19 protein-coding genes are annotated in these 14,664 nt (G+C 57.4%); 14 read left to right on the top strand and 5 right to left on the bottom strand.

What is annotated here, in order from left to right; translation table 11 throughout:
* The first annotated feature begins 20 nt into the window (after nucleotides 1-20).
* The 7 genes from ACLEXF_RS09095 (at nucleotide 21) to ACLEXF_RS09065 (ending at nucleotide 6,785) form a co-directional block, all read left to right on the top strand.
* Nucleotides 21-680: a DedA family protein gene (locus ACLEXF_RS09095; protein ID WP_048295251.1), complete on the top strand. Its 660-nt coding sequence runs from the start codon at nucleotides 21-23 to the stop codon at nucleotides 678-680.
* 185 nt (nucleotides 681-865) lie between these two features.
* Complete coding sequence (gene accD / locus ACLEXF_RS09090) at nucleotides 866-1,786, top strand: acetyl-CoA carboxylase, carboxyltransferase subunit beta (RefSeq protein ID WP_004201773.1); 921 nt, start codon at nucleotides 866-868, stop codon at nucleotides 1,784-1,786.
* 75 nt (nucleotides 1,787-1,861) lie between these two features.
* Entirely contained in the window at nucleotides 1,862-3,130 is a 1,269-nt protein-coding gene (gene folC / locus ACLEXF_RS09085; RefSeq protein WP_053810111.1) for a bifunctional tetrahydrofolate synthase/dihydrofolate synthase, read from the top strand.
* Nucleotides 3,120-3,806 (top strand): cell division protein DedD, encoded by a 687-nt coding sequence (gene dedD, locus ACLEXF_RS09080; RefSeq protein WP_053810112.1) that lies wholly within the window; start codon nucleotides 3,120-3,122, stop codon nucleotides 3,804-3,806. The genes folC and dedD overlap by 11 nt, the downstream gene beginning before the upstream one ends.
* Nucleotides 3,807-4,023: 217 nt before the next feature.
* Nucleotides 4,024-4,512: a colicin V production protein gene (gene cvpA / locus ACLEXF_RS09075; RefSeq protein ID WP_002913214.1), complete on the top strand. Its 489-nt coding sequence runs from the start codon at nucleotides 4,024-4,026 to the stop codon at nucleotides 4,510-4,512.
* Between the two features lie 33 nt (nucleotides 4,513-4,545).
* Nucleotides 4,546-6,063: an amidophosphoribosyltransferase gene (gene purF, locus ACLEXF_RS09070; RefSeq protein ID WP_004180758.1), complete on the top strand. Its 1,518-nt coding sequence runs from the start codon at nucleotides 4,546-4,548 to the stop codon at nucleotides 6,061-6,063.
* 137 nt (nucleotides 6,064-6,200) lie between these two features.
* Nucleotides 6,201-6,785 carry a UbiX family flavin prenyltransferase gene (locus ACLEXF_RS09065; protein WP_023290522.1) on the top strand — a complete coding sequence of 195 codons (585 nt, stop codon included), beginning with the start codon at nucleotides 6,201-6,203 and terminating at the stop codon, nucleotides 6,783-6,785.
* Between the two features lie 65 nt (nucleotides 6,786-6,850).
* On the opposite strand, the gene ACLEXF_RS09060 is transcribed toward ACLEXF_RS09065, so the two are convergent.
* Nucleotides 6,851-7,012, bottom strand: coding sequence for a hypothetical protein (locus ACLEXF_RS09060; protein WP_004140952.1), 162 nt, complete (start codon nucleotides 7,010-7,012; stop codon nucleotides 6,851-6,853).
* 40 nt (nucleotides 7,013-7,052) lie between these two features.
* Between ACLEXF_RS09060 and argT the strand changes: the two genes are divergently transcribed.
* The 5 genes from argT to hisP all read left to right on the top strand — a co-directional run bounded on the left by argT (nucleotide 7,053) and on the right by hisP (nucleotide 11,132).
* Nucleotides 7,053-7,835: a lysine/arginine/ornithine ABC transporter substrate-binding protein ArgT gene (argT, locus tag ACLEXF_RS09055; RefSeq protein ID WP_004180753.1), complete on the top strand. Its 783-nt coding sequence runs from the start codon at nucleotides 7,053-7,055 to the stop codon at nucleotides 7,833-7,835.
* 267 nt (nucleotides 7,836-8,102) lie between these two features.
* Entirely contained in the window at nucleotides 8,103-8,885 is a 783-nt protein-coding gene (gene hisJ, locus ACLEXF_RS09050) for a histidine ABC transporter substrate-binding protein HisJ (RefSeq protein WP_002913209.1), read from the top strand.
* A 66-nt stretch (nucleotides 8,886-8,951) separates the two neighbouring features.
* Nucleotides 8,952-9,638 carry a histidine ABC transporter permease HisQ gene (locus tag ACLEXF_RS09045; protein WP_004201769.1) on the top strand — a complete coding sequence of 229 codons (687 nt, stop codon included), beginning with the start codon at nucleotides 8,952-8,954 and terminating at the stop codon, nucleotides 9,636-9,638.
* Entirely contained in the window at nucleotides 9,635-10,351 is a 717-nt protein-coding gene (hisM, locus tag ACLEXF_RS09040) for a histidine ABC transporter permease HisM (protein WP_002913207.1), read from the top strand. Before ACLEXF_RS09045 ends, hisM begins: the two co-directional genes overlap by 4 nt.
* A 7-nt stretch (nucleotides 10,352-10,358) precedes the next feature.
* Nucleotides 10,359-11,132 (top strand): histidine ABC transporter ATP-binding protein HisP, encoded by a 774-nt coding sequence (gene hisP, locus ACLEXF_RS09035; RefSeq protein ID WP_002913206.1) that lies wholly within the window; start codon nucleotides 10,359-10,361, stop codon nucleotides 11,130-11,132.
* Between the two features lie 5 nt (nucleotides 11,133-11,137).
* Here hisP and ACLEXF_RS09030 read toward each other — a convergent pair whose 3' ends face one another.
* Complete coding sequence (locus ACLEXF_RS09030; RefSeq protein ID WP_017899517.1) at nucleotides 11,138-11,665, bottom strand: GNAT family N-acetyltransferase; 528 nt, start codon at nucleotides 11,663-11,665, stop codon at nucleotides 11,138-11,140.
* A 119-nt stretch (nucleotides 11,666-11,784) separates the two neighbouring features.
* On the opposite strand from ACLEXF_RS09030, the gene ACLEXF_RS09025 reads away from it, so the two are divergent.
* Nucleotides 11,785-11,901, top strand: coding sequence for a hypothetical protein (locus tag ACLEXF_RS09025; protein WP_032425776.1), 117 nt, complete (start codon nucleotides 11,785-11,787; stop codon nucleotides 11,899-11,901).
* On the opposite strand, the gene ACLEXF_RS09020 is transcribed toward ACLEXF_RS09025, so the two are convergent.
* The 3 genes from ACLEXF_RS09020 to yfcG form a co-directional block, all read right to left on the bottom strand.
* Entirely contained in the window at nucleotides 11,881-12,774 is an 894-nt protein-coding gene (locus ACLEXF_RS09020; RefSeq protein ID WP_017899519.1) for a TIGR01777 family oxidoreductase, read from the bottom strand. The genes ACLEXF_RS09025 and ACLEXF_RS09020 overlap by 21 nt on opposite strands.
* A gap of 18 nt (nucleotides 12,775-12,792) precedes the next feature.
* Nucleotides 12,793-13,155 (bottom strand): dihydroneopterin triphosphate 2'-epimerase, encoded by a 363-nt coding sequence (gene folX, locus ACLEXF_RS09015; RefSeq protein WP_002913200.1) that lies wholly within the window; start codon nucleotides 13,153-13,155, stop codon nucleotides 12,793-12,795.
* Between the two features lie 65 nt (nucleotides 13,156-13,220).
* Nucleotides 13,221-13,850 carry a GSH-dependent disulfide bond oxidoreductase gene (gene yfcG, locus ACLEXF_RS09010; RefSeq protein ID WP_004201763.1) on the bottom strand — a complete coding sequence of 210 codons (630 nt, stop codon included), beginning with the start codon at nucleotides 13,848-13,850 and terminating at the stop codon, nucleotides 13,221-13,223.
* A 169-nt stretch (nucleotides 13,851-14,019) separates the two neighbouring features.
* On the opposite strand from yfcG, the gene yfcF reads away from it, so the two are divergent.
* The gene (yfcF, locus tag ACLEXF_RS09005; protein ID WP_124989397.1) at nucleotides 14,020-14,664 is read left to right on the top strand and encodes a glutathione transferase; all 645 of its coding nucleotides are present in this window, start codon (nucleotides 14,020-14,022) and stop codon (nucleotides 14,662-14,664) included.

The following is a 14,664-nucleotide window of genomic DNA, read 5'->3' as shown; positions in this document are numbered from 1 at the left end:
CATTAAGGGTAAAGACAAACATGGACTTGATTCACTTTTTAATTGATTTCATCCTGCATATTGATGTGCACCTGGCCGAGCTGGTCGCCCAGTACGGCGTCTGGGTTTATGCCATTCTGTTTTTGATTCTGTTCTGCGAAACCGGGCTGGTGGTGACGCCGTTTCTGCCGGGAGATTCCCTGCTGTTCGTCGCGGGCGCGCTCTCGGCCCTGCCCACCAACGATCTTAATGTCCATCTGATGGTATTGCTGATGGTCATCGCGGCGATCGTCGGCGATGCGGTCAACTACACCATTGGCCGGCTGTTCGGCGAAAAGCTGTTCAGCAATCCGAACTCGAAGATTTTCCGTCGCAGCTATCTGGATAAAACCCATAGCTTCTACGAACGTCACGGCGGAAAAACCATTATCCTCGCGCGCTTTGTGCCGATAGTCCGAACCTTCGCGCCGTTTGTGGCGGGAATGGGGCATATGTCCTATCGTCATTTTGCGGCCTATAACGTCGTCGGGGCGCTGCTGTGGGTGCTGCTGTTCACCTACGCCGGCTATCTGTTTGGCGATCTGCCGGTGGTGCAGGAGAACCTTAAGCTGCTGATCGTGGCGATCATCGTGCTTTCCGTCCTGCCGGGCGTGATTGAGATTATTCGCCATAAGCGGGCGGCGACGAAGCAGGCGAAGTAGTTTAGCCTGTGTTGCGCGTGACGGTGCAGAGCGTCACGCGCAGCGGTTTGACCACTTTTTTATCCCATGTTCCGGGATGATATGATTTAATGTGCAACATTCATGGTCTGTAAGAGGCAAAAATGGCATTATGCGCCCCTTACGACAAAACTGGCATCGACCAGGTTCAGGCAGAAAGGTTATCAATGAGCTGGATTGAACGAATTAAAAGCAACATCACTCCCACCCGCAAGGCGAGCATTCCTGAGGGTGTATGGACCAAGTGCGACAGCTGCGGTCAGGTACTCTACCGCGCCGAGCTGGAGCGCAACCTGGAGGTTTGTCCTAAGTGCGATCACCATATGCGCATGTCGGCGCGTAATCGCCTGCATAGCCTGTTGGATGAAGGTTCTCTGGTGGAACTGGGAAGCGAACTTGAGCCAAAAGATGTGCTGAAGTTCCGCGATTCAAAAAAATACAAAGACCGCCTGGCGTCCGCTCAAAAAGAGACGGGCGAGAAAGACGCGCTGGTGGTAATGAAAGGTACGCTCTACGCGATGCCGGTTGTGGCCGCCGCTTTTGAATTCTCCTTTATGGGGGGGTCGATGGGTTCCGTCGTTGGCGCACGCTTTGTGCGCGCGGTGGAGCAGGCGCTGGAAGATAACTGCCCGCTGATCTGCTTCTCCGCCTCCGGTGGCGCCCGTATGCAGGAAGCGCTGATGTCGCTGATGCAGATGGCGAAAACCTCCGCGGCGCTGGCGAAAATGCAGGAGCGCGGATTACCGTACATCTCTGTGCTGACCGACCCGACCATGGGCGGCGTATCGGCGAGCTTTGCGATGCTGGGTGACCTGAACATTGCCGAGCCGAAAGCGCTGATCGGCTTTGCCGGTCCTCGCGTCATTGAGCAGACCGTACGTGAGAAGCTGCCGCCGGGATTCCAGCGCAGTGAGTTCCTGATTGAAAAAGGGGCGATCGATATGATCGTTCGCCGTCCGGAAATGCGTCTCAAGCTGGCCAGCATTCTGGCGAAGCTGATGAACCTGCCGGCGCCGGTTGCCGCTTCGGAAACGCCTCATGAAGGCGTGGTGGTGCCGCCGGCACCGGATCAGGAACCCGAGGCCTGATAAAGCAGAGGGCAGGGCCTGGCGGCGCTGCCCTTTTTTATTCATACGCGTTAACCGTCAATTCTTGCGGGCATCATGGAAAAAGATCCTATTCCTCAGGCCACGTCGCCCCTGGCTACGTGGCTTTCTTATCTGGAACATCTGCACAGTAAAACCATCGACCTGGGGCTGGCGCGCGTCAGCGAGGTCGCGCGGCAGATGGATATCGTCAAACCGGCGCCGTTCGTCTTTACGGTCGCGGGCACCAATGGCAAAGGCACCACCTGCCGCACGCTGGAAACCGTCCTGATGGCGGCCGGCTATAAAGTGGGGGTCTACAGCTCTCCGCATCTGGTGCGTTACACCGAACGCGTGCGCATTCAGGGAGCGGAACTGCCGGAGGCGGCGCATACGGCCTCGTTTGCGGAGATTGAAGCGGCGCGGGGCGACATCTCGCTGACCTACTTTGAGTACGGCACGCTCTCTGCGCTATGGTTGTTTAAGCAGGCGCAGCTGGACGTGGTGATCCTGGAGGTGGGGCTCGGCGGCCGTCTCGACGCCACTAATATCGTGGATGCCGATGTCGCAGTGGTTACCAGCATCGCTCTCGATCATACCGACTGGCTGGGACCGGATCGCGAAAGTATCGGCCGGGAGAAAGCCGGTATCTTCCGTGCCGGAAAACCGGCGGTAGTAGGGGAGCCGGATATGCCGCACACCATTGCTGAAGTGGCGAGCGAGAAGGGCGCCCTGCTCCAGCGCCGCGGCGTCGACTGGCGCTATGAGGTGGAAGGCGAGACATGGTCTTTCCGCGACGCGGGCGGGGCGTTAAGCCACCTGCCTCTGCCTCAGGTGCCGTTGCCGAACGCCGCCACTGCCGTGGCGGCGCTGCGCGCCAGCGGACTTGCCGTGGATGACGCTATCCTGCGCGCGGGGATCCGCGACGCGATGCTGCCGGGACGCTTTCAGATAATCAGCGACGCCCCGCGGGTGATCCTCGATGTGGCGCATAACCCGCACGCGGCGGCTTATCTCGCCGGGCGTCTCAAAACGTTAGCGAAAACGGGACGCGTGCTGGCGGTTATTGGTATGCTGCATGATAAGGACATTGCCGGCACGTTGGCCAATCTGGCCCCGGAAGTCGACGCCTGGTACTGCGCGCCGCTGGAAGGGCCGCGCGGGGCGACGGCGGAGCAGTTGGTGGAACATTTGCGTGGCGGCACAGTCTATAGCAGCGTGGCGCAGGCGTGGCATGTGGCCATGGCTGACGCTAAAGTGGAAGATACCGTGCTGGTGTGTGGTTCGTTTCACACGGTCGCACAGGTTATGGAAGAGATAGACGCGGGGAGAATCGGTGGCGAGTAAGTTTCAGAACCGTTTAGTCGGGACAATCGTGCTGGTGGCGCTGGGGGTGATTATTCTGCCAGGGCTGCTGGACGGGCAGAAAAAGCATTACCAGGATGAGTTTGCCGCGATCCCGCTGGTGCCGAAACCGGGCGATCGTGATGAACCGGATATGCTGCCGGCGGCGACTCAGGCGCTGCCTTCGCAGCCGCCGGAAGGGGCGGCGGAAGAGGTGCGGGCGGGCGATGCCGCCGCGCCATCGTTAGATCCCTCGCGTATCCCGGTGAACAGCAACAGCTTCGATGACGTTCAGGAGCCGGTAGTGGCCGCGAAACCCCAGCCTAAACCTCAGCCGAAGCCGCAGCTGCAACAGCAGGCCGCGACGCCAACGCCGCCGCCTGCTAAGCCACAGCAGCAACAACCGCAGCAGCAGGCGGCCCTGCCGGCGCCGACCGGCAAAGCCTATGTGGTTCAGCTGGGCGCGTTGAAGAACGCCGATAAGGTGAACGAGATCGTTGGTAAACTGCGGGCCTCGGGCTTCAAAGTCTATACGTCGCCTTCGACGCCGGTACAGGGTAAAATTACCCGTATCCTCGTCGGGCCGGATGCGTCAAAAGACAAGCTTAAGGGCCAGCTGGGCGATCTGCAACAGATCTCCGGGCTCAGCGGGGTAGTGATGGGCTTCACCCCGAACTGATTGTTTTTTCCGCGATGCGGAAAGAACGCGGCGGGGCTAAACGCCCCGTGAACCCTGTCTCAGCCGCCCTGAAGAGGCGAAAGACAGTCTGGCGTTGAATGTTTTTTCAGCGCCATTTTTATTTCTGTAGGGCAAGGAAATCCCTACGCAAACGTTTTCTTTTTCTGTTAGAATGCGCCCCGAACTGGACGACAGGGCGTAAAATCGTGGGACGTATATGGTCTGGATTGATTACGCCATTATGGCGGTGCTGGGTCTTTCTTGCCTGGTCAGCCTGATCCGCGGCTTCGTTCGCGAAGCTTTATCGTTAGTCACGTGGGGTTGCGCGTTTTATGTCGCCAGCCACTACTACGCTGATCTGTCTGTCTGGTTTACGGGCTTTGAGGATGAACGGGTTCGAAATGGGATTGCTATTGCGGCGCTGTTTATCGTGACGCTCATCGTTGGCGCTATCGTGAACTATGTGATAGGCCAGCTGGTGGAGAAGACCGGTTTGTCAGGTACCGACAGGGTATTGGGGATCTGCTTCGGCGCGCTACGTGGGGTGCTGATCATCGCCGCTATTCTGTTCTTCCTTGACACCTTTACCGGGATGGCGAAGAGCGATGACTGGCATCAGTCGCAGTTTATTCCCTATTTTACCCCCGTCATCAGATGGTTTTTTGAATACCTGCAAAGCTCGTCAAGTTTCTTGCCTAAAGTATAGACTTTAGGTCGTTGCTGAACGAGGAAAAGACGTATGTGCGGTATTGTCGGTATCGCCGGTGTTATGCCGGTTAACCAGTCGATTTATGATGCGCTAACGGTGCTCCAGCACCGTGGACAGGATGCCGCTGGCATCATCACCATTGATGCCAACAACTGCTTCCGGTTGCGTAAGGCTAACGGGCTGGTAAGCGACGTATTCGAAGCCCGCCATATGCAGCGTATGCAGGGCAATATGGGGATTGGCCACGTGCGTTACCCCACGGCGGGCAGCTCCAGCGCCTCCGAAGCGCAGCCGTTTTACGTCAACTCGCCGTATGGCATCACGTTGGCGCATAACGGCAACCTGACCAACGCCCATGAGCTGCGTAAAAAGCTGTTTGAAGAAAAACGCCGCCACATCAATACCACCTCAGATTCCGAAATCCTCCTCAATATTTTCGCCAGTGAGCTGGATAACTTCCGTCACTACCCACTGGAAGCGGATAACATCTTTGCCGCGATTGCGGCGACCAACCGCTTGATCCGCGGCGCGTATGCTTGCGTGGCGATGATCATCGGTCATGGCATGGTGGCCTTCCGCGACCCGAACGGCATTCGTCCGCTGGTGCTGGGCAAACGTGACGTAGGCGATGGTCGCACCGAGTATATGGTGGCCTCGGAAAGCGTGGCGCTTGACACCCTTGGCTTTGAATTCCTGCGCGATGTGGCGCCGGGCGAAGCGGTTTATATTACCGAGAAGGGCCAGCTGTTTACCCGTCAGTGCGCCGATAACCCGGTCAGCAACCCGTGCCTGTTCGAGTACGTCTATTTTGCCCGTCCGGACTCGTTTATCGACAAAATTTCCGTCTACAGCGCCCGCGTTAATATGGGAACCAAGCTGGGCGAGAAGATTGCCCGCGAGTGGGAAGATCTGGATATTGACGTCGTTATCCCGATCCCGGAGACCTCCTGCGATATCGCGCTGGAGATCGCCCGCATCCTCGACAAGCCTTATCGACAGGGCTTCGTGAAGAACCGCTACGTCGGCCGCACATTTATCATGCCGGGCCAGCAGCTGCGTCGTAAGTCTGTGCGCCGCAAGCTCAACGCCAACCGTGCGGAGTTCCGCGATAAGAACGTGCTGCTGGTGGACGATTCCATCGTTCGCGGCACCACCTCGGAGCAGATCATCGAGATGGCGCGCGAAGCAGGGGCGAAAAAAGTGTATCTGGCCTCAGCCGCGCCGGAAATTCGTTTCCCGAACGTGTACGGTATCGATATGCCGACCGCCAACGAACTTATCGCTCATGGCCGCGAAGTGGATGAGATCCGCCAGATCATCGGCGCCGATGGCCTGATTTTCCAGGATCTCAACGATCTGATCGAGGCGGTGCGCGCGGAAAATCCGGATATTCAGCAGTTTGAATGTTCTGTGTTCAACGGCGTGTACGTCACCCGGGATGTCGACCAGCAGTACCTCGACTACCTCGATTCCCTGCGTAACGATGATGCCAAAGCGGTTCAGCTGCAGAACGAAGTCGAAAACCTCGAGATGCACAACGAGGGTTAAGCCGTTCACGCGTCGCGGGCCCGCCGTTCCTGATGGACGGCGGGCCTTTTTTTCGCCCGGCAACGGTGCGTCAATGGTTGCGCCAACGGCTATAATCCGGCAAAGTCTGCGGCACGACGCGCAAGGGGTAACAGAACGTGAAACGACTGATTATTGGCATTTCCGGCGCCAGCGGCGCCATCTATGGCGTGCGGATGCTGCAGGTGCTGCGGGATGTGCCGGATATTGAAACCCATCTGATCCTCAGTCAGGCGGCGCGCCAGACGCTGGCGATGGAGACCGACTTTACCGTGCGTGAAGTGCAGGCGCTGGCGGATGTGGTGCATGATGCCCGCGACATCGCCGCCAGTATCTCCTCCGGCTCGTTTAAAACCGCCGGGATGGTGATTTTACCCTGCTCAATGAAAACGCTCTCGGGTATTGTCCATAGCTACACGGATGGTCTGCTGACGCGGGCGGCGGATGTGGTGCTGAAGGAGCGTCGTCCGCTGGTGCTCTGCGTGCGGGAGACTCCGTTCCATCTTGGCCATCTGCGACTGCTGGTGCAGGCTGCGGAGCTGGGGGCGGTGATTATGCCGCCGGTGCCGGCCTTCTACCATCGGCCGCAAAGCCTGGATGATGTTATCAACCAGACCGTCAACCGGGTACTCGATCAGTTCGACATTAGCCTGGAACAAGACTTATTTACGCGCTGGCAAGGGGCACAGGATTGCACCAAATAGGTGCGTGAAATGTACGCTTGCGCTGCGCTGGTGCAAATTTGTCGTCCCGATCAAATCCTCGACATTTATTTCGTCTTTTTGCGCTCAGGCGCTGCGGTTTCGCCAGTAATGCTGGTATCTTCCCTTTTAAGACAATCCTGCAACTTTATTTTAACAAATTTAACCCTGTTCCCGGCACGCACCGGGAAGATGGCACAAAAACTGCAGGATTGATCGGCAATCACCATAACAAGCAACGCACCACATCACGACACTTAAGGGTACTGTATGAAGAAGACGATTCTGGCTCTCTCTTTACTCGTGGGAATGAGCAGCACGGCCAGTGTGTTTGCTGCTCTGCCGCAGAGCATTCGCATTGGCACTGACGCGACCTATGCGCCCTTTTCGTCGAAAGACGCGAAAGGGGACTTTGTTGGCTTTGATATCGATTTAGGCAATGAACTGTGCTCCCGTATTAAGGTGAAATGTACCTGGGTCGGCAGTGATTTTGACTCCCTGATCCCCTCCCTCAAGGCGAAGAAAATTGACGCCATCATCTCCTCGCTCTCCATCACCGAGAAGCGCCAGCAAGAGATCGCCTTCTCTGACAAGCTTTATGCCGCCGACTCCCGGCTGATCGCGGCCAAAGGCTCGCCGATCCAGCCGACGCTGGAGGCGCTGAAAGGTAAGCACGTCGGCGTGCTGCAGGGCTCCACGCAGGAAGCCTATGCTAACGATCGCTGGCGCAGCCAGGGCGTTGACGTGGTGGCATATCAGAACCAGGACCTGATCTATTCCGACCTCTCCGCTGGTCGTCTGGATGCGGCGCTGCAGGATGAAGTCGCCGCCAGCGAAGGCTTCCTGAAGCAGCCTGCCGGGAAAGATTTCGCCTTTGCCGGCCCGTCCGTTAAAGACAAAAAGTACTTTGGCGACGGCACCGGTATCGGCCTGCGTAAGGACGACGCCGAGCTGAAAGCCGCGTTTGATAAAGCGCTGGGCGAGATGCGCAAAGACGGCACCTACGACAAAATGGCGAAGAAATACTTCGATTTTAACGTCTACGGCGACTAAGACTGCCGCAGGCCCGCGCTATCGGGTGGGCCTGCCGCCATGCTCGTGTAAAAGCCCTGAAAAGGTGCATCGCCAGACGCTGTGGATCATTTTAGTGCAAAGGCAGGCGCTTTTGCGGCTAAAAAATGCATAGTTAAGCGTTTGTGATGCAAAAAAATGGCCTTTCTGGTGCATAAATCTTTGCCCTCAAGGGGCGAATAATGGCACGATAACTGGTGTTAATAGTTCTAATAAACCCGTTAGAATGACAGTCTGTCGAGGATAGTTATGAAAAAACTGGCGTTGTCTCTCTCTTTAGCGCTGGCCCTTTCCAGCGTTTCCACGGTCTTTGCCGCTATTCCGCAAAAAATTCGTATCGGTACCGATCCGACTTATGCTCCCTTCGAATCGAAGAATGCGCAGGGGGAATTGGTGGGTTTTGATATCGATCTGGCAAAAGAGCTGTGTAAGCGTATTAATACCCAATGTACCTTTGTGGAAAACCCGCTGGATGCGCTGATCCCCTCTTTAAAAGCGAAGAAAATCGACGCGATTATGTCTTCGCTGTCGATTACCGAAAAGCGTCAGCAGGAAATCGCTTTCACCGACAAACTGTATGCGGCTGATTCGCGTCTGGTGGTGAAAAAGGGCAGCCCGGTAACGCCGGATCTTGCCACCCTGAAGGGTAAGCGCGTGGGCGTGCTGCAGGGTACGACGCAGGAAACTTATGGTAATGAGCACTGGGCGCCGAAAGGTATCGAAATTGTCTCCTATCAGGGGCAGGACAATATCTATTCCGACCTGACCGCCGGCCGTATTGACGCCGCTTTCCAGGATGAGGTCGCGGCCAGCGAAGGGTTCCTGAAACAGCCTATCGGTAAAGATTATCAGTTTGGCGGTCCGTCGATTAAGGACGAAAAGCTGTTCGGCGTCGGCACCGGTATGGGGCTGCGTAAGGAAGACAACGAACTGCGCGAAGCGCTGAATAAAGCGTTTGCAGAGATGCGTAAGGACGGCACCTACGACAAGCTGGCGAAAAAATATTTCGATTTTAACGTATACGGCGAATAATTCTCACGCCTCACCATTGCGCGTCCGATTCACGCGCAATGGTGGATGACAGACAGGGTAGGCAGCATGCTGTATGGGTTTTCACAGGTTATTTTGCAGGGTGCGCTTGTCACCCTGGAGCTTGCGCTCAGCTCGGTCGTTCTCGCCGTCCTGATTGGGCTGGCGGGCGCTGGCGCAAAGCTATCGAGCAATCGTCCTCTGGCGCTGGTATTTGAAGGCTATACCACACTGATCCGCGGCGTCCCCGACCTGGTGCTGATGCTGTTGATTTTCTACGGCCTGCAGATTGCGCTTAACAGCGTTACCGACGCGCTGGGCATGGCGCAGTTTGATATTGACCCGATGATCGCCGGGATTATTACCCTTGGCTTTATCTATGGCGCCTATTTTACGGAAACCTTCCGCGGCGCCTACCTGGCGGTGCCGAAGGGGCATATCGAAGCGGCCACCGCCTTTGGCTTCAGCGGCGGGCAGACGTTCCGGCGCATCCTGTTCCCGGCGATGATGCGCTACGCGCTGCCGGGGATCGGCAACAACTGGCAGGTTATCCTCAAGGCGACGGCGCTGGTCTCGCTGCTGGGGCTGGAGGATGTGGTCAAAGCCACGCAGCTGGCGGGCAAAAGCACCTGGCAGCCGTTCTACTTCGCCATCGTCTGCGGCCTGATTTATCTGGTATTTACCACCCTTTCTAATGGCGTACTGCTGCTGCTCGAACGCCGCTATACCGTTGGCGTCAAGAGGGCTGACCTGTGATTGAAATTATTCAGGAATACTGGAAATCCCTGCTGTGGACCGACGGCTATCGCTTTACCGGCGTGGCGATTACCTTATGGTTGCTGATCTCTTCGGTGGTCATGGGGGGCATCCTGGCGGTCTTTCTGGCAATCGGCCGCGTTTCGAGCAATAAGTTCATCCAGTTTCCCATTTGGCTGTTTACTTACATATTTCGCGGCACGCCGCTGTATGTGCAGCTGTTGGTCTTTTACTCCGGTATGTACACCCTGGAAATCGTCAAAGGCACTGAACTGCTGAACGCCTTTTTCCGCAGCGGGCTAAACTGTACGGTGCTGGCGCTGACCCTGAACACCTGCGCTTATACCACCGAAATTTTCGCCGGCGCGATCCGCTCGGTACCGGCGGGCGAAATTGAAGCGGCGCGGGCCTACGGCTTCTCTTCGGTCAAACTGTACCGCTGCATCATCCTGCCTTCCGCGCTGCGGATTGCGCTGCCGGCCTACAGTAACGAAGTGATCCTGATGCTGCACTCGACGGCGCTGGCGTTTACCGCTACGGTGCCGGATCTGCTGAAAATCGCCCGCGATATCAACTCGGCCACCTATCAGCCGTTCACCGCCTTTGGCATCGCCGCGGTGCTCTATTTAATTATCTCGTATGTGCTGATTAGCTTGTTCCGCAAAGCGGAAAAGCGTTGGTTGCAGCATATCAAACCTTCTTCGACGCATTGAGAACGCCATGTCCGACAATAAATTAAACGTTATCGATCTGCATAAACGCTATGGGGAACACGAGGTGCTGAAGGGCGTCTCGCTGCAGGCGAAAGCCGGGGACGTTATCAGTATCATCGGTTCATCGGGTTCCGGGAAAAGTACCTTTCTACGCTGTATTAACTTCCTTGAAAAACCGAGCGAAGGCACGATCGTCGTCAGCGGCCAGAATATTGGCCTGGTACGGGATAAAGACGGTCAGCTGAAGGTGGCCGACAAGAACCAGCTGCGCCTGCTGCGCACCCGGTTGACCATGGTGTTTCAGCATTTCAATCTGTGGAGCCATATGACGGTGCTGGAGAACGTCATGGAGGCGCCGATTCAGGTGCTGGGCTTAAGCAAACAGGAAGCGCGCGAACGGGCGGTAAAATACCTGGCCAAGGTCGGGATAGACGAACGTCAGCAGGCGAAATACCCGGTGCATCTTTCCGGCGGCCAGCAGCAGCGTGTCTCTATTGCCCGCGCGCTGGCGATGGAGCCGGAAGTGCTGCTGTTCGATGAGCCGACCTCCGCGCTGGATCCGGAGCTGGTGGGCGAAGTGTTACGCATCATGCAGCAGTTGGCGGAAGAGGGGAAAACCATGGTGGTGGTGACCCACGAAATGGGCTTTGCCCGCCACGTCTCTTCGCATGTCATTTTCCTGCATCAGGGAAAAATCGAAGAGGAAGGGCATCCGGACGCGCTGTTCGGCGCGCCGAAAAGCCCGCGCCTGCAGCAGTTTCTGAAAGGTTCGTTGAAATAAACGGCTTACCCGGCGTCTGCGGGCGCCGGGTGGGATTCACGCTCCAGCCGGTAAATCCAGTCATCGTAATCGACGCCGTTCAGATGATAGGCTTTCTCCAGCACCTGCGTGCGCACAAAGCCTTGCTTCTCCAGCAGGCGCGATGATCCACGATTCTCTCCCAACACCCAGGCATTGATGGCCTGTACCCCCAGCGTGCTGAAACCATAATCGCAGATCGCCCGCAGCGCTTCGCTGGCATAGCCTTTTCCCTGAGCCTCGGGCAGCAGCGCATAGCCGACGTCGGCCTCGTGCGGATTTTTAGGGCTGATGCGAAGCCCAATATCGCCCAGCGCATCGCCGCGCTTATTACGTAGAACATACACGCCGGGATCGGCGCAGCGACTGGCGAACACGCTGCGCAACGCCTCCTCGCTTAACACTTCGCCCATAAAACGCATCACCTGCGGATCCTGGCGCAGGCGCAGAAAAAAGGGCCAGTCATCGGTAACAAAGCGGGTAAGCGAAAGGCGAGGCGTGGTGATGGTCGTCATAAGGCAGTCAATTCGAAGAAGAAAAGGCCTACCTTAGCACTTTGCTTCGCCAGGTAACACCGGCGAACCGGCCGGCTGGCGATGAACTCAGGCGCTTCAGGGCGCTGGCTGTCCGGGATATGGCGATGCTGCAGCGCCAGGCTGAGGCCATCCAGGCGTGGAGCATGAGCCAGCAGAATGGAATCAGGGGAGCCAATGCTCCCCTGTGTCAGCCATTAACTCAGCACATCCTTTAGCGCTTCGTCGAGATCGTACCAGCGGAAGGCGAAGCCGGCGGCTTCCAGTCGCTTAGGCAGCGCGCGCTGGCCGCCGAGCACCAGCACAGCTGATTCGCCCATCAGCAGGCGGATGGCGGCGGCGGGAACGCGGAAAATCGCCGGTCGATTGAGCGCATGACCCAGCGCGTGGGCGAACTGCTCGTTATGCACGGGATAGGGCGAAACCATATTGAATGGGCCGCGCAGATCGTTATCCAGCAGCCACAGAATGCCGTTAACCATATCGTCGATATGGATCCAGGCCAGGTACTGTCTGCCGCTGCCGATAGGCCCACCGAGGCCGAGCTTAAAGGCCGGGGTCATTTTGCCAAGAATACCGCCCCGCGGCGCCAGTACCACGCCGGTGCGCAGCAGACAGACGCGGGTGCGCTCGCTTTGCGCTTCGCAGGCAATTTGCTCCCAGCGGGCGCAGAGCTTATGGGTAAACTCATTGTGCGGCGGCTCTTCTTCAGTCACCACCACTTCGCCGAGGTCGCCGTAATAGCCGGTGGCTGACCCGCTGATCAGCACGGAGGGAGGGGTGTCGCTGGCGTGGATCAAGCCCACCAGCCGCTGAGTGAGATCCCAGCGACTATGGCATAAGCGCTGTTTCTGCTCGGCGGTCCAGCGTTTATCGGCGATGGGCTCGCCCGCCAGATTGATGACGGCATCGATGTCATTGAGGTGGTGATGGCCCTCGAAATCGCGCCACAGCGTGACGCGCGGATCGAGACGGGCGCGGGCGGTATCCGGATGTCGGGTGGAGACCGTGACGCTATGCCCAAGCTCCAGCAGTCTGGGTATCAGATGTCGGCCAATCAGGCCGGTACCACCAGTAAGCAGGATCTTCATACCACCTCCCTGACATGGTTAGCGCCGCCAGCTCATGGTCATGGATACCGAGTCGGCATAGCGCAGCGCGTGAAGTTTATCGATCTCCACTTCAGCATATGTGACCCAGTGATGTTCGCATGCGATATTCAGCACATCCTGAGTTAATTTTTCCAGCAGCGAGAAACGACCATTCTCAAGATGGCTAATGATGCGTTTGGTAATGGTGCGGTAGTTCAACGCATCATTAATGTCCTCGCTGTCGCGCGCTTTATCGGCAGGGTAGTGAATGGCCACATTCACTACCACGTCCTGGCGGTTGGCGATCTCTTCCTCTTTAATACCAATAAAAGTACGCAGGCGCAGGTTCTTAATACGAATAATGGCGTCTGGTTGAGACATTGCAGGCTTCCTCCGTGGTTTAAGTCCTGCAATCATACAACAAAGCGCGACGGGCGAGCAGGGGGTTAATAAGGCTGAATTTTTAGCATCGCTTCCACCGTCGCCGGCCGCTGCTTAATGCGCTCATACCAGTTATGCACCGCCGGATAGTTCGCCAGATCGATCCGCTGGCGGACATGGCAGTTCACCCAGGGCCAGGCGGCGATGTCGGCGATGCTGTAGTGGTCCCCGCCCAGCCACGGGCTGGATCCCAGGCGGTGATTCAGTACCCCATAGAGTCGCTGGGTTTCCACCTGAAAACGCTCAATCGCGTAGGGTACGGTTTGCGGCGCTGAGTGGGAAAAATGCTGATTTTGCCCCAGCATCGGCCCCAGGCCGCCGACCTGCCAGAACAACCACTGCAGGGTGGTATAGCGCGCCCGCAGCTCCCCGCTCAGCAGCTTGCCGCTTTTTTCCGCCAGATAGAGCAGGATGGCGCCGGACTCGAAGACGCTCAACGGCGCGCCGCCGTCGGCAGGCATGTGGTCGACGATAGCTGGAATTTTGTTATTCGGCGAAATCGCCAGAAACTGCGGATGAAACTGCTCCCCTTTGCCAATATCGACCCGAATTAGCCGATAGGCCAGCTGCGCCTCTTCGAGAAACAGGGTGATTTTGTGGCCGTTTGGGGTGGGTGCATAGTAGAGATCGATCATAATATTTCCCGCCGTCGTGGGTCGCAAACTGATCGAGTATAGGTGAAGCTGCGCGACCCGGGAGAAAATCCGCGAGCGGGGCGCCAGTCACGCAGCGGGCGAGCAGTGACATCGCCGGTAAGACAGGCTATGTTGGTTTATTGCCCTGTCTACCAACCCTGAGGAAGTTATGAGCCAGCCTGTGATTACCCTGTGGTCCGATGCCGATTTTTTCTCACCGTACGTGATGTCTGTTTATGTCGCGCTGCAGGAAAAGAGCCTGCCTTTTAGCCTTAAAACCATCGACCTGGGCAGCGGCGAACATCTGCAGGCCGGCTGGACGGGCTATACCGCCACCCGTCGCGTACCGCTGCTGGAGGTTGACGATTTCGTGCTGAGCGAGTCTTCGGCGATTACCGAATATCTCGATGAGCGTTTCGCGCCGCCTGAGTGGGAGCGCCTTTATCCACACGATCTGCAAAAGCGGGCCCGCGCCCGGCAGATCCAGGCCTGGCTACGCAGCGATCTGGTGCCCATTCGTGAAGAGCGATCCACCGCCGTGGTGTTTGGCGGGGTGAAAATGCCGGCGCTCAGCGAGGCAGGCAAGCGGTCGGCGGAAAAACTGTTTGCCACCGCTACCACGCTGCTGGCCCACGGCGGGCAAAATTTATTCGGCGAATGGTCTATTGCCGATGCCGACCTGGCGCTGATGCTCAATCGTCTGGTTCTTAATGGCGATGAGGTGCCGGAGGCGCTGGCGGATTATGCGACTTTCCAGTGGCAGCGGGCCTCAATCCAGCGTTACGCGGCGCTTTCCGCCAAACGCGGAGGCTGA

Origin of the sequence: Klebsiella pneumoniae complex sp. WS1778, assembly GCF_049472055.1 — a bacterium.
Classification (GTDB): Bacteria; Pseudomonadota; Gammaproteobacteria; order Enterobacterales; family Enterobacteriaceae; genus Klebsiella; species Klebsiella quasipneumoniae.
This window is presented reverse-complemented; position numbering and strand designations above follow the sequence as displayed.

What these genes read in the sequence shown, in the direction of transcription:
- ACLEXF_RS09095 (WP_048295251.1), top strand. Translation starts at nt 21, where the DNA reads ATGGACTTGATTCACTTTTTAATTGATTTCATCCTGCATATTGATGTG.
- accD (WP_004201773.1), top strand. Translation starts at nt 866, where the DNA reads ATGAGCTGGATTGAACGAATTAAAAGCAACATCACTCCCACCCGCAAG.
- folC (WP_053810111.1), top strand. Translation starts at nt 1,862, where the DNA reads ATGGAAAAAGATCCTATTCCTCAGGCCACGTCGCCCCTGGCTACGTGG.
- cvpA (WP_002913214.1), top strand. Translation starts at nt 4,024, where the DNA reads ATGGTCTGGATTGATTACGCCATTATGGCGGTGCTGGGTCTTTCTTGC.
- purF (WP_004180758.1), top strand. Translation starts at nt 4,546, where the DNA reads ATGTGCGGTATTGTCGGTATCGCCGGTGTTATGCCGGTTAACCAGTCG.
- ACLEXF_RS09060 (WP_004140952.1), bottom strand. Translation starts at nt 7,012, where the DNA reads ATGGTGATTGCCGATCAATCCTGCAGTTTTTGTGCCATCTTCCCGGTG.
- argT (WP_004180753.1), top strand. Translation starts at nt 7,053, where the DNA reads ATGAAGAAGACGATTCTGGCTCTCTCTTTACTCGTGGGAATGAGCAGC.
- hisJ (WP_002913209.1), top strand. Translation starts at nt 8,103, where the DNA reads ATGAAAAAACTGGCGTTGTCTCTCTCTTTAGCGCTGGCCCTTTCCAGC.
- ACLEXF_RS09045 (WP_004201769.1), top strand. Translation starts at nt 8,952, where the DNA reads ATGCTGTATGGGTTTTCACAGGTTATTTTGCAGGGTGCGCTTGTCACC.
- hisP (WP_002913206.1), top strand. Translation starts at nt 10,359, where the DNA reads ATGTCCGACAATAAATTAAACGTTATCGATCTGCATAAACGCTATGGG.
- ACLEXF_RS09030 (WP_017899517.1), bottom strand. Translation starts at nt 11,665, where the DNA reads ATGACGACCATCACCACGCCTCGCCTTTCGCTTACCCGCTTTGTTACC.
- ACLEXF_RS09025 (WP_032425776.1), top strand. Translation starts at nt 11,785, where the DNA reads ATGGCGATGCTGCAGCGCCAGGCTGAGGCCATCCAGGCGTGGAGCATG.
- ACLEXF_RS09020 (WP_017899519.1), bottom strand. Translation starts at nt 12,774, where the DNA reads ATGAAGATCCTGCTTACTGGTGGTACCGGCCTGATTGGCCGACATCTG.
- folX (WP_002913200.1), bottom strand. Translation starts at nt 13,155, where the DNA reads ATGTCTCAACCAGACGCCATTATTCGTATTAAGAACCTGCGCCTGCGT.
- yfcG (WP_004201763.1), bottom strand. Translation starts at nt 13,850, where the DNA reads ATGATCGATCTCTACTATGCACCCACCCCAAACGGCCACAAAATCACC.
- yfcF (WP_124989397.1), top strand. Translation starts at nt 14,020, where the DNA reads ATGAGCCAGCCTGTGATTACCCTGTGGTCCGATGCCGATTTTTTCTCA.